This is a genomic window from Arachnia propionica, assembly GCF_900637725.1.
Taxonomy (GTDB): Bacteria; Actinomycetota; Actinomycetes; order Propionibacteriales; family Propionibacteriaceae; genus Arachnia; species Arachnia propionica.
In genome coordinates this window covers 3198421-3211375 of the sequence record NZ_LR134406.1, presented here as the reverse complement: position 1 = coordinate 3211375, position 12955 = coordinate 3198421, and the positions used below count along the sequence as shown (strand labels likewise).

General features: G+C 68.9%; 11 protein-coding genes. 1 reads left to right on the top strand and 10 read right to left on the bottom strand.

From position 1 onward, the window contains the following. Nucleotides 1-41: 41 nt before the first annotated feature. Genes EL272_RS14350 through EL272_RS14340 form a run of 3 tightly spaced genes read right to left on the bottom strand, consistent with a single transcriptional unit; the run spans nucleotide 42 to nucleotide 4506 of the window. The gene (locus tag EL272_RS14350; protein ID WP_244926091.1) at nucleotides 42-1508 is read right to left on the bottom strand and encodes an oligosaccharide flippase family protein; all 1467 of its coding nucleotides are present in this window, start codon (nucleotides 1506-1508) and stop codon (nucleotides 42-44) included. Further along, nucleotides 1493-2350 carry a beta-1,6-N-acetylglucosaminyltransferase gene (locus EL272_RS14345; protein WP_061787524.1) on the bottom strand — a complete coding sequence of 286 codons (858 nt, stop codon included), beginning with the start codon at nucleotides 2348-2350 and terminating at the stop codon, nucleotides 1493-1495. Before EL272_RS14345 ends, EL272_RS14350 begins: the two co-directional genes overlap by 16 nt. Then, complete coding sequence (locus EL272_RS14340; protein ID WP_061787525.1) at nucleotides 2347-4506, bottom strand: hypothetical protein; 2160 nt, start codon at nucleotides 4504-4506, stop codon at nucleotides 2347-2349. Before EL272_RS14340 ends, EL272_RS14345 begins: the two co-directional genes overlap by 4 nt. An 80-nt stretch (nucleotides 4507-4586) precedes the next feature. On the opposite strand from EL272_RS14340, the gene EL272_RS14335 reads away from it, so the two are divergent. Then, complete coding sequence (locus EL272_RS14335) at nucleotides 4587-5870, top strand: glycosyltransferase family 2 protein (protein ID WP_082793821.1); 1284 nt, start codon at nucleotides 4587-4589, stop codon at nucleotides 5868-5870. On the opposite strand, the gene EL272_RS14330 is transcribed toward EL272_RS14335, so the two are convergent. Genes EL272_RS14330 through EL272_RS14300 form a run of 7 tightly spaced genes read right to left on the bottom strand, consistent with a single transcriptional unit; the run spans nucleotide 5788 to nucleotide 12444 of the window. Next, a complete protein-coding gene (locus EL272_RS14330; protein ID WP_061787527.1) occupies nucleotides 5788-6933 on the bottom strand; it encodes a hypothetical protein in 1146 nt (381 codons plus the stop codon). The two genes, EL272_RS14335 and EL272_RS14330, sit on opposite strands and share 83 nt — an antisense overlap. A gap of 33 nt (nucleotides 6934-6966) precedes the next feature. Then, nucleotides 6967-7986 carry an NAD-dependent epimerase/dehydratase family protein gene (locus tag EL272_RS14325; protein WP_014847914.1) on the bottom strand — a complete coding sequence of 340 codons (1020 nt, stop codon included), beginning with the start codon at nucleotides 7984-7986 and terminating at the stop codon, nucleotides 6967-6969. Continuing rightward, entirely contained in the window at nucleotides 7983-8630 is a 648-nt protein-coding gene (locus tag EL272_RS14320) for a PIG-L deacetylase family protein (protein WP_014847913.1), read from the bottom strand. The genes EL272_RS14325 and EL272_RS14320 overlap by 4 nt, the downstream gene beginning before the upstream one ends. Then, a complete protein-coding gene (locus tag EL272_RS14315; RefSeq protein ID WP_014847912.1) occupies nucleotides 8627-9367 on the bottom strand; it encodes a glycosyltransferase family protein in 741 nt (246 codons plus the stop codon). The genes EL272_RS14320 and EL272_RS14315 overlap by 4 nt, the downstream gene beginning before the upstream one ends. Further along, the gene (locus EL272_RS14310; protein WP_110644236.1) at nucleotides 9364-10608 is read right to left on the bottom strand and encodes a class I SAM-dependent methyltransferase; all 1245 of its coding nucleotides are present in this window, start codon (nucleotides 10606-10608) and stop codon (nucleotides 9364-9366) included. The genes EL272_RS14315 and EL272_RS14310 overlap by 4 nt, the downstream gene beginning before the upstream one ends. Further along, nucleotides 10605-11654 (bottom strand): glycosyltransferase family 2 protein, encoded by a 1050-nt coding sequence (locus EL272_RS14305; protein ID WP_061787528.1) that lies wholly within the window; start codon nucleotides 11652-11654, stop codon nucleotides 10605-10607. The genes EL272_RS14310 and EL272_RS14305 overlap by 4 nt, the downstream gene beginning before the upstream one ends. After that, on the bottom strand, nucleotides 11647-12444 hold the full coding sequence (locus tag EL272_RS14300; RefSeq protein ID WP_073970023.1) for a glycosyltransferase family 2 protein: 798 nt from the start codon (nucleotides 12442-12444) through the stop codon (nucleotides 11647-11649). The genes EL272_RS14305 and EL272_RS14300 overlap by 8 nt, the downstream gene beginning before the upstream one ends. Nucleotides 12445-12955 lie beyond the last annotated feature (511 nt).

Below are 12955 nucleotides of genomic sequence, written 5' to 3'. Positions count from 1 at the left end.
AGTGGGTGCGGCCCGGATCAACCGGTTTCGGGAGTCCTGGGTCAGGCGGTCTGGAGGTGTCGCAGACCCAGGAAGAACGGCACCAGGCAGCAGCAGGAGAACGCGAACCGGCCGATCCTCCAGGCCGGCTCCTGCGGGGCCAGGATCGATGCGGCGCAACCCGCCACCGCGGCGACGATCAGCGCCACCACCGGCCAGGCCACCCGCACCGGGGCGTGGCGTCGCGTCACCGCGAGCCGCAGCACCACCGCCTGCGCGAACAGCGCCAGGAAGGTCGCGGCCGCGGTGCCGTTGAGTCCGAACGGCACCGTGAGGGCGAAGGTCGCGGCGATCTTCACCACCACGGCCACCACCGACGCCCACGCCAGCGGCACCGACCAGCGGATCGTGACGAGCATCTGGCTGCTCGCCGCCGCAGCCGCGACGGGAAACGCCGCCAACCCGATCAGCGCGACCACCGCGACCAGCTCCTCCTGCGCGTAGGTGGAGGGCGCGAAGATCTGAAGCAACGTGGGAGCCGCGACGGTTACGCCCAGCACCGCCCACGCCACCAGCGAGAACACGCCGTCGCGGGAGGTTGCGATCACCCGCCACCGCTGGGCGTCGTCGACGACATTCTTCAGACGCGGCAACCAGGCGCGGTTGGTGAACGTCAACATGAGCGTGACGACGTTGCCGATGGTGAACGCCACCTGGTAGCGCGCAACCTGCACCTCGCCCAGCATGCGCTGGATGATGAACCGGTCCCCGGCGGTGAGCAGGAAGGTGGACAAACCGGTGAGGGCCAGCGGAATCCCTAAACGAAGCCCGCGACGCAACGTCTCCTTGTCGAACAGCCCCGCCAGCCGCGGCCTGGTCCACGCCAACCCCAGCGCGAGCGCGACCACCTGCCCGATGATCCCGCCCAGCGCGTACACCTCCGCGGTGCGCTCCCAGGTGAACAGCAGCGCCAGACCGAGCAGCAGACCACCCACCGTCGAAATCAACGACACGGTGGCGAACCGCGCGAACCGGTCCTCGGCCTGCAGCAGCGACAACGACAGCATCACCCCCGCGCCGGGCGCGGTCCAGCCCAGCGTGATGAGCACCAGCGTGTAGCTGGAGAACCCCAGGGCGGGCGCCCACAGCGGCGACAGCAACGCGATGCCCCCGACGATGACCACGTCGATGGCCAAACCGGCGGCCAGCAGTCCGCGGGCGCGGGCGGGGTCGTCGTCCTCCACCCGCTGGATTTCGAGGGCCTGGTCCAGACCGAGCACGGTGAGAACGATCAACAGCTGGTATAGCGCGATTGCGGCCGACAGCGACCCGAACGCCGCCACCGGCAGGACGTGGGTGAGCACGGGGGAGACCACCGTCGCCACGACCATCTGCATGGACCAGATCACGACGTAGAGCATTCCCCGGCCGAACAGGTCGGAGGTGCCTCCCCTGCCCGCGACCTTGGCCGGCTCTTCCGGAGGCTCCGGGGGGGTGGTCGTTCCTTCCGGGTTCATGGCAGCGGCCACAGGTCCTGCTCTATCCGGTCCAGCAGGGCGGTGGAGTCCTCGCGGAACTTGCGGGCGAACAGGACGGGCGAGACCTCCCGGGTGCGGGCGGCGCGCAGCGCTGGGAGGTCGGCTTCGTCCAGCCAGCGTGGATTGGGGCTGGGTTGTTTGCCCCAGTCGATGTACCACGCGGCCCCCGGCAGGTGACTCGAATCCCACCGGGCGCCGAACGCGGGGGAGGCCAACAGGCTGGGAATCATGGTTTCGTCGGGGATCCACGTCGTGCGGAAGTAGTCGACGAGATCCGGCCGGGAATCGACGATCTCCAAGATCAGCTCGGCGTGGTGGCGGGCGAGGATCTTCAGTTGCGAACCGCCCGCGGGGCGAATCCCCTTCGGCCAGCGCCTGGGAATCAACGACCAGACGCGTTTGCGGTCCCTGACCCGGTTGCCGAACACGAAACGGTCGTAGCCACCCATCGGACCCCAGTGCCTGATCGGCAGCCTGCGCATCCTGGCCCACGACCTGCCCCGCGCCCGGGCCAGCCGCTCCACGAGCCCCTCGACGTGCACCAGCGGGTAGTCCGCCCCCGTCATCATCACGACGTGCTGGGCGTCGGTGGTGGCACACGCAGCCCGGTAACCTGCGAGCTCGGCCTCCACCAACCCGAAGGTCGCCCATCCCGAGGAGACCCGCGGCAGCAACCGGACCCGCTCGGGAAGCGCGCCGGTCAGTTCGTCGTGCATCTGCTGCGGCACGCCCGCGTCGACGTGCAGGAAGATCGGGAGCCCGTCCAGCGCCCCCACCAGCCGTCGGAGCAGGTTCGGTTTGTCGTGGGCGAGGAGAACGACTGCGACGGTCATGAGACGCTGCTTTCCGGGAGTTCGTACACGGCGACCCCATCCCCCTGGTAGGCGACGGTGACCCCGGGGGTTTTCCGGAGCGCCTGCTCGAGGCGGGCCTGGTCGGAGGCCAGTTGCTGGCCGTAGCGTTCGTCGAATGCCTTCATCCGGTCGCTCGCCAGCACGTAACGCACCCTCGCCGGAACCTCCATCCAGTAGCGCATGAGCATGTTGAGGTCGGCCTGCGGATCATAGTCGGCACCGGCCCTGGAGGGGTAGACCTCGGTGGTCTTGTCGCGCAGCACCAGCTCCCGGGACAGGTAGAACATGTTCTTCCCCAGCAGGTGCAGCGGCTCGGCGAGTTCGCTGCCCAGCGTGAACACCTGGGTGTCGGCGGTGACGTGTTCCTCCACCCAGGTCACGGCCTTCACGTTCTCGGGGTTGATCACCCGCGTGTAGTCCATGCCGGTGGTTCCGACGACGAACACCGCGGTCAAAGCGACCACACCGGCGTTGCGGATCGGGTGCCACGGCACCGTCCAGAACCGCCGGCCGGTCCGGGGCAGGTTTATGGACCCGATGATCGCCAGCCACGGCAGACAGAACAACGAGACCCGGAAGATGCCCTCCGAACCGTAGGAGTTCGCGGCGAACAGGCCCACCGGGCTCGCCGCGGCCAGTGCGAGCCCCAGGGTCATGCGGTTGTGGAAACGGATCAGGGCGACCAGCGCGGCGACACCGATGCACACGAGCGCGATGGATGGCACCCAGAACGTGACCCGGTTGACGAGATCCGCGGTGAGGGCGCTGGAACTCGGTCTGGAGGGGGTCTTGAAGTTCGAGAAAATGTTGAACAGTTCGCCGAGGGACACGTACGACTTCAGTACGCCGCGGTTGAGCAGCGCCCAGACCACGGCGGGAGCCACCAGCACCACAGGCGACCACCACAGCTTCATCAACCGCACCACCACCAAGGCGATGCAGATCAGCATCGCCAGGAAGGGACTGAGCTGATGGGTGGGGGCGACGGTGATCGAGAGCGCCAGGGCGGCCCAGACCCGAGACCACTTCAGGCCCGCGCTGTTGCGCAGCAGTGCCGTGGTGGCGGTCGTCACGAACGCCAGGCCGGCCACCTGGGGGGCGTAGAAGCTGGTGGTGAGGCTGGAACCGAGCGCGAACACCAACCCCGCCCACCAGGCGCGTTCGTCATCGACGAAGTAGCGTGCCAGCTGCGCGACCGCCAGGCAGTTCACGCCTGCCCCGACGGCCCCGAACACGGCGGCGTACATCATCAGGTCCGGCCAGCCTGCGGCCTGCTGCACCAGTGCGCTGGATGCGAAAAGACCCGAGTAGGCCTGGTAGATCCCGGCCTCGCGGTCCAGGCCCCCATTGGCGATCAGCAGGTTCACCAACCCGATGTGACGGGCCGCCACCTGCACCGTCGGCGTGCCGTACATCACGGCCTGGCTCATCGGGACGACGGTTGCCAGCAGCACGATGCTCCAGCTGCGCCCGCCGACGCTGGAGAATGCCCAGCACACGGCGAACACGATCGCGCCCAGCCCGAGGAACCACAGCGGACCGGCGGCCAGGGCGGCGCCGTAGAGGGCCGGTGACTGGGGTTGTGCGGCCGCGGCGAGCACGGCGATGAGGAACCCGGCCGTGGCCAGGCCGATCGGCCCGATCATCGCCCGGCCCGTCCGGCGCACCCACGTCGCCTCCAGCGTCGGCGGTCGTTTGCACGCCACCCACACGGCCACCGCCGTCGAGGCGAGCAGGATCAGTGTGGCCATCACCCGCGGATGCCAGAAGCTGGTGAGCGCCATCGGCAGCGAGCACAGGATCAGCACCGCGAGGCTGCCGACGAACCACGACAGGATCAGGTCGAGACCACGCAGCCGATACACCACCCCGATCGCCAGGCCGGGAACGGTGTGCAGCAGGAGGGCCACCAACACCCCCTGGAAACCGCCGTTGCCGCCGGTGATCGTCAGCATCGTGCCCACCACCCCGAGGAAGGCGACGAGCAGAGCCACCCAGAACCGGTTCAGCAGATCCTCGTCATCCTTGGCCACCGATGTGATGGCGACTGGTTCCATCTCCGGGTCGGGGATGATGGAGACACGCGCGGGGACGGCGGTGGCTTTTTCCCCACCCTTCCGGGAGTCGATGCTCATCTGAGATTCCCCTCGTGGCTACGCGCGATGTCACGCTCTGCGGGCGGTGGATGGTTTCTGCCCCCGGGTAGAGTCACGTAATGCTGGAACAACCTATGCGCAGCAGCGACAACCCCGAGTGGGCCGGTGCGGTATGGGTCGGTGAACTCGATCTTAGCGACCTGGCATCGGCGCCGTCGGATTCGAGGCTCGAACTGGCCGGCGGATCGGACTATCACAGAGCCCGTTTCCTGGTGCGCGAGGACCAAGCCCTGCGCGGGTTCGTCACTGTGGGCATCGAGGAGGGGCAGGTCCGGGTCGACGAACTTCGGCGGGCCGTCGACGAACTTCCCGTTGCCGTCCCGGAACCGGAACCGCCCCGGCCGCCGATCAGCGTGGTGATCTGCACCCGCGACCGGGGACGACTGCTCAGGGATGCGGTGGATTCCGTCCTGGCCAGCGACTACCCGGACCTCGAGGTAGTGGTTGTTGACAACGCCGGGTCCACGTCCGAGACCCGCGACTTGGCCCTGCGACACCCCGACCCCCGGGTGCGCTACGCCCACGAGCCGCTCGCGGGGAACTCCCACGGCCGCAACCGGGGGCTGCGGGTGGCTGTGAACGAGTACATCGCCTTCATCGACGACGACGTGGTGGTGGACCGCCACTGGTTGACGGGGATCGCCCGCGGGTTCGCCCGGGACCCTCACGTGGGGCTGGTGCGCGGGCTGGTGCCCAGCGGCGAGATCCGCACCCGCACGCAGGCGTGGTTCGACCAGCGCGTGACCTGGGCCGACGCGCGGGAACCACGTGTGTACTCGCTGTCCTCTCCGCCACCGGAGCTGCCGTTGTTCCCCTTCCAGGTGGGCGCCTACGGTACGGGCGCGAACACCGCGCTGACCAGGACGGCCTTCGAGAGCGTCGGCGGGTTCGACGTCACCCTGGGCGGTGGCCAGCCCACCAAGGGCGGGGAGGACATCGATCTGTACCTGCGCATGCTCGCGGCCGGGTACTCCATCAGCGTGGAACCCTCGGCCATCACCTGGCACCGTCACCGCTCCGACCTTCCCGCGCTCAAGGCCCAGGCCCGCGGGTACGGCACTGGGATGGGGGCGTGGTTCACGAAGATCCTGTTCACGCCGTCGCTGCTGCGCCTGGCGCTGCCGAAGGTACCGGGCGCGGTCGCCAGGATGCGGGTGATCGCCCGGGGCGGCTCGTCGGATCCGGAGGGTACCGACGCGGAGTTCGGGTTTCCGCGGGGATACACCGCCTCGCTCGGGTCGTTGGAGATGCGCAGCGCCCTCACCGGTCCCCTGCGTTACGCCCAGGCGTGCCTGGGCAGGTGGCGGCACCGCCGGGAGGGATGGGCCGGGGTGTCCCGGTAGGACCGGCCCCGGGCACCACGACCCGTCCCGCGAGAGATGGGTGCGTGGCCAGCAGCTCGTCGTGGAGATCCGGCAGCAGGAGCAGCACCTCTGCGGGATCCGCCGCGACGAGTTCTGCCGGGCTGATCACGGGAATGCGGCTTGCGGGCATGCAGCGCCCCTGCTTGGCAAGTGACGCGTCACCGACCGCGAGGATCGCGCCGGCGGCGTCCCCCACCATCGCCAGTTCCGCGACGGCCTTCGACGCGGCGCCGTAGGCGAACAGGCGCGTGCCCGCGGCGCGGTGACCCTCCAGGTAGCTGCGCAGCCGCCCCGTCGAGGCCGAGACCGCCTCCGCCAGGCAGGCGAGCCCCTCCGGGATCGCCAATCCCCGCCGGGACTCGTCGTCGTAGGCGGCCAGCAGGTCGGCGTCGGGTTGTCCACCGCGGCTGGCGAGCACCACCGCGACCCCACCGTAGAGGTCGTAGCGCAGCACACTGGTGGGGGTGATCCCGACCGTGCCCAGCGCGGTCCTGAGCGACGTGAGGGTGAAGTAGCCGTGGTGGCCGTGACGCAGCACGGTCCAGGCGCTCTGCGCGACGACATCGCCCAGCGGCTGGATGAGGAAGGCGGCCAGGCCGTCGTCGGCCAGCGCCCCGGCGCGGCGCGCGAGGGCGGCCGGGAGGTCGCGTTCGTGCATCAAACCGAAGCTGTCGACCACCAGGTCCGCGGGGCCGTCGGTCGGGGTCAGGTCGAGCAGTGGCAGCCAGCTGCCGCCGTGCGGGGAACCGAACTCGACGACCGAGGTCCGGCCGTCGAGGTGACCGAGCCTCCCCAGGTCCGCGACCGCCCGGCGGGCCTGGTCGACGACCGCCTGCGGCTCCGGCACCGGCACCTCCGGTTCGGTGGTGTCGTCGGCGTCGAGCTGCGCCAGCCCGCAGTCGGGGCACAGCCGCAGCGCCAGCGCGTGGGTGGGGTCGGGCAGCGGGTCGGTGGGCAGCGGCCAGTGCCTCGGCGACGGCTGGGCACCCAGGTCGAGCACGATCACGCCGGCATCGGAGCCGCACAGGATGCACTCAGCCATGATTCGTCCCCGCCGTCCCCGCTGTTCGCGGCCTCACGGCATCACCCGGAGCCCCGCGTCGATCCGGGAGCTCTCCTGCAGTTCGCGGATCCGGGCGAGCCGGACGAACCGGTGGGTGAACAGGTCCTCGGTCATGCCGTGGTCGCGGTAGGCGGCCACCAGTTCCCGCGCCCCGTCGGCGATGCTGCGGCGCACGTTCGCACCCGGCAGCAGGCGGCGCAGCCGGGAGAAGTCCACCCGGTAGGAGCGTGGGTCGTTGCCGGCCTCGCCGGTGATCCGCACCGCCGCTCCGGTTTCGGCGGCGACCACCTCCGCGATCTCCGCGACGGTGACGTTGTTCGCCTCGGTGCCGACGTTGATCTTCTCACCCCGCACCTCGTCGGCGGGTGCGGTGAGGGCGGCTGCGAACACCTCGGCGATGTCGGCGGCGTGCACGAGCGGCCGCCACGGGGTGCCGTCGGAGAGCACCAGCACCTGACCGGTCAGCAGGGCGTACCCGACGAGGTTGTTCAGCACGATGTCGGCGCGCAGCCGCGGGGAGAAACCGAAGGCGGTGGCGTTGCGCAGCGAGACGGTGCAGAAGTCCGTGTCGGTGAGTTCGTCGAGATCCTTCTCGACCCGCACCTTGCTGATCGCGTACGGGGTGACCGGCGCCAGGTCGGCGTCCTCCGCGACGAGCCCGTCGCCCGCCGCGCCGTAGACGCTGCATGTCGAGGAGTACAGGAACCTGCCCACGCCCGCCTGTTTCGCGAGCCGCGCGAGCCGCACCGAGGCCGCGTGGTTGATGTCGTAGGTGATCTCGGGTGCGAGATGTCCGAGGGGGTCGTTCGACAACGCCGCCAGGTGAATGACTGCGTCGAATCCCTCCAGGTCGGCGGCGGTCACGTCCCGCAGGTCGATTCGCAGGCCGGGCGGGTCGGTGGGGGCGGGGCCGAGCACGCAGTCGGCGAACCAGCCGACGTCGAGGCCGGTGACCTCGTGGCCCGCTGCTTGCAGCACCGGGGCCATGACGGTGCCGAGGTAGCCTTGGTGGCCGGTGAGCAGGACCTTCATGCGGGAACTCCGATCTTCACTGTGGTGGTGGGCACGACGAAAGCCTCGGCGTACCGGTGGTTGCACTGGATGCCGCGCAGCCTCATGAGCGCGGTGAACGCCTCCGCGTCGAACCAGGGATGCCCCTCGGCCTGGCTGGGGTAGCGTCGGGTGATGACGTCGGCCTTGAGGCGCGCCACCTCGTCGGGCACGGGCACGAACGTGGCCGGTGTGGGCAGGTCGGATTCGTACTTCGCGATCTCGTATCCCCACACCGGTTGGCGGCGGAAGGTCTGGGCCAGCAGTTCGGCGACGAGCCGGTGGTCCTGGTGCGCGTCACCTTGCTGGGGGCCGATCACCAGGTCTGGTTCCCCCGCCTCGCGCAGCGCCACGACGGCCTGTTTCACTTCGCCCCAGTGGGCCGGGAGCCGGTTGTCGGGAAAACCCGCGACCCGCACGTCAAGGCTCGCCCCGGCGCACAGCTCCGCCAGGGCGGCCCGTTCCTCGTTCTCGCGGACGGTTCCCGCGCCGGTGAGGACGAGTGCTGTCACCCGCATCCCGGGGGTGGCCCCGCACAGCATGCGCACGGTGGCGCCCGCGCCGATTGCGATGTCGTCGCAGTGCGCCCCCGCCAGCACCAGGTGATGTACCGGTTCGAGGATCATGGCACCGTCACCATGTCGCGACGGCCCCACGGCACGTTCCCGGAGTCGTACATCGCGTCCAGCAGGGCGCGTTCCTTGAAGGTGTCGGCGGGCAGCCAGAACCCGTCGTGCCGGTAGGCGATCAGCTGCCGGGACGCCAGGAGCGCCTCGAAGGCGACATCCAGGTTGCGTCCGTCGCCGAGAAGGTCGAAGAACGGCTGGCGCAGGATCAGGTAGCCGCCGTTCTCGCGGATCGGAAGTTCCGTCAGGCAGTGGAACCCGGCGACGGTTTCGTCCTCGCGGACGTCGAGCACGTGGAACGAGGCGTTCGGACGCACCGCCAGCATCATTGCCGCGGCATCCGGTGAGGCCTTCATTCTCTCGACCATGTCGTCGAGGGAGACGTCGGAGAGCACATCGGAGTAGTTCGCGAAGAACATCTCCTCGCCGGCTACGAGATGCCGAGCCAGCCACAGCCGCTCCCCGATCGGGGTGTCCATGCCGGTGTCGAGGTATTCGACGTTCCAGTGGCGGGCCCTCGGATGGTTCGCGACCACCAGGCTCACCGCGTCCTGGATCTGATCGGCGGCGTGACCGAGACACAGCACGAAATCGGTGTGGCCGTAGGCGGCGTAGTGGCTCATGACGTGCACCACCAACGGCAGGTCACCGACGAGCTGGAGCGGTTTGGGTAGCCCCTCTCCGCTCCACCCGAGCATGCGCATGCCGTAACCACCACAAAAAAGTACGACTTTCATTGTTTCCCCAAGGTTTCGACTTCAAGTTCGGGCAGTGGCCACACGAGCCGGGTCCCGGCTCTCAAGGTGGCCGTCAGCTGGGCGGTGATCTCCTCGCGGAGATTCCACGGCAGCACGAGCACGTCGTCGGGGCAGTCCTCGACGAGATGCTCCGGCGACACCACCGGGATGCGGGTACCGGGGGTGTAGCGACCGTGTTTGAAGGTGTTGCGATCCGCGGCGTAGGCCAGCAGATCGGGGCGGATGCCGCAGTAGTTGAGGAGGGTGTTGCCCTTCCCGGGTGCGCCGTACGCGACCACCCTGCGTCCCGCCCGCCGGGCCTCGATCAGGAACGCGACCAGGTCGTCGCGGATCCTGGCGGCCCGCTGCGCGAGACCGAGGTAGCCCTCGGGGCAGTCGAGCCCTGCGGCCCGCTCCACCGCCTCTGCCTCCGCCACCCGCGGGTTCTCGGTGACATCCGATTCCCCGGGCACCGCCCACAACCGGATCGACCCGCCGTGCGTGGGCAGCAACTCCACGTCGACGAGCCTCAGCCCGCCCGCCGCGAGCCCGTGCCGGGCGGCGAGCACCGTCCAGTACTGGAAGTGCTCATGATAGACGGTGTCGAACTGGGCGGCGGTGATCAGCGACAACGCGTGATGCACCTCGATGGAGACCCGCCCGGTGTCGGCGACCAGGCCCCGCAACCCGGAGGCGAAGCCGGTGATGTCGGGGATGTGGGCGAAGACGTTGTTGGCGACGACCAGATCGGCCGGGCCGTGTTCGTCGCGCACCCTGGCCGCCAGCGCCTCGTCGAGGAAGGCCCTCAGCATGGGGATGCCCTTGCCGCGGGCCGCTTCGCTGCAGTTGAGACTCGGTTCGATGCCGAGGCAGCGGATGCCCCGGTTCACGACGTGCTGGAGCAGGTAGCCGTCGTTGGCGGCCACCTCCACGACGAAACCGTCCGGGCCGAGTCCGAGGGATTCCACGGCCTGGTCGACGAACCGCCGGGCGTGCTCGACCCACGAGACGGAGCAGGAGGAGTAGTAGGCGTAGTCGCCGCCGAAGGTTTCCTCCGGTGTGATCAGGGCCGGGATCTGCAGCAGTAGGCAGTCGGGGCACAACCTCAGGTGCAGCGGGTAGGTCACCTCGGGTTGGTCGAGCTGCTCCTCAGACAGGAAGGATTCGCACGGCGGGCTGGCCCCGAGGTCGAGCACGGAGACGAGGTTGCTGTTGCCGCACAGGCGGCAGGCGATGCTCACCGGGGGTTTCCTTTCTGTTCGCGGCGGCTCTGTTTGCTACGGCGCCATCGGATGGCGATGTGGCCGACGACGTAGCCGATACCGGTCATCGCGAGCGCGGATGCGATCGCGAACGCGCCCCCCAGGCCCCGGCCACGGGTGCGGGGGGCCGAGAGCAGTTCCCGCAGGAAAGCGCGCGGCAGGATGCGCGTGGCGTAGGACATCTCGGTGGAAAGCGACGCCTGGTGCGAGGTGCGTTCGGTCACTGCGGCCTTCGAGATGCCCTCGGCGTAGGTGCGACGCCACAGGTAGTTCCACCTGAGGCGGTCGGGGCTGACGTGGTGGCGTACCAGGCTGCGCGGTTCGAAGAGGATTCCGGCGGTGGGGTGGTGGCGGGTGACTCGGATGCACAGCTCGGTTTCCTCGCAGCCGTAAGGCACGCGACCCACGCGGCCGAGGTCCTCGCCGAACAACCCGGCGGTGTCGAAGACCGTGGCCCGGAACGCCATGTTGCAGCCCATGACGTTGCGCACCGGGGCCAGGGTGGTGGGCTGGCCCTCGTAGGTGCAGCCCACCACCCAGTCGAGTTCGCCCCGGCCGCTGGGGGCGGCGGGCAGCGATACGGGCCTGACGGCGCCGTCGGGCCAGCGGGGGGTGGCGGCGCCGCCGGCAACCAGCACCTCGCGGTCCGCGAAGGGGACCAGGAGGTGTTCGAGCCAACCGGGTTCCGGGGTGGCGTCGTCGTCGAGGAAGACGATCACCTCCGTGTCGGCGAACCCGATCGCCGTGTTCCGGCCCCCGGACAGGCCCCGTCTGTGGGTGTTCGCGATGACGTCGACGAGCGGACCCGCGAGTTCACCGGCCTTGGCCAGGAGTTCGTCGTTGTGGTCGACGACCACGAGCACCCGGCCCTCGCGCCCGGATTCCCGGAGTTGACGGGCGGCCTCCAGCACCCCGTCGTGCAGGTCCGTCCAGCGGTCCAGCGTGTATGCGCAGACGACAACGGTGACGCTTTCCGGGGCTTGGGTGTTGTCGCCCGCCGGTGATCCAGAAGGGTCCTCAGACATTCAGGTGTTCCCACTCGCGTGAGCGCAGGCGGCAGGTGGGCAGGTGGTGACGTGCCGGGGCGGCGACCAGGCGGGCGCGCTTGGCGCGGCCGTGGCGGGCCGTCTCGGTGGCGATGGTGCGCAGTACCCGCTGGCCGTCGGCGAAGGTGCGCAGGTTGCTCTCGCCGTGGATCCGGTTCAGTTCGAAGCTGGGAACCTCGGTGACCGCCAGGCCCGCCTGGGCGACGCGAACCGTGATTAGGGTCTCGATCTCGAAGCCGTCGCCCCAGAGGCGGCTGCCGTCGGCGGGCTGGGGCAGGTCCGGGTCCGGCAGCCTGAGTGCTGGGACGATGTCCTTCCAGAACGCGTTGTAGCCGTAGCACAAGTCGGTGAACTTCGTGCCCAGACTGAGGTTACTCAGCACGTTCAAGCCCCAGTTGCCGGCCGAGCGCAGCCGGGTCAGGTCCACGGAACCCCCGCCCGTCATGTACCGCGACCCCTTCGCGAAGTCCGCGCCCTTGACGAGCGCGTCGACGAAGGCGGGGATCTCGCACGGGTCGGCGGAACCGTCGGCGTCGAGGGTGACGACGATGTCCCCCGTGGCGGCGTGCATCCCGCAGACCAGGGCGTTGCCCTTGCCGGTGCGGGTCTGGTTTATGACCTGGAGATTGGATAGGTGTCGTCGTGCGACGTCAACCGTGCCGTCGCGCGACCCCGCGTCCACTAGAACCACCTCGTGGACGTCCGGCATATCCGGGAGCAGCACCTCTAGGTTCCTGGCCTCGTCCTTGGTGGGGACGATGACGGACACACGCGGACTGCCTGGACGGGTGTGCATGGTGTGAACCCCCTTGCCTCGATATCAAGAAGTGCGCAGCGGTCATGGACGTGCGGTGTGTGCTTGAATCCGAAAAGTGGCAACACGGCACGTCATCATGATCAAGAACTGCGCATTTGTGGCGATCATATGCTGATTCCCCGGGCCTGGGTGGGTATTGGGATACTCTCGGTGTGTCCGAAAGTATCCACACGATCGCCACAAGCGCTTTTGCTGGTTCCGAACCGTTCGTTCCCGGGCGTGTCGGAAGTTGAATGGAAAAGGAAACTATGGTCGGTGTCGGGGTCGCGGCGGGGTTGATTTAAGGAAATGTCCGAAAGGTGGACAAAACCCTCTATTTTTATGGCCGTTTTCCATGGAATTGATCGAGTCAGCGCGGATATGACGGGGGGAGTCGCGCTCTCCAAAGGTGGTTGAGCCGGGCCGCGAGGAACGAGCGGCCCGAGTCGAAACCGCGATCCCGAAGCTGGTTGCGCTTGCCTTG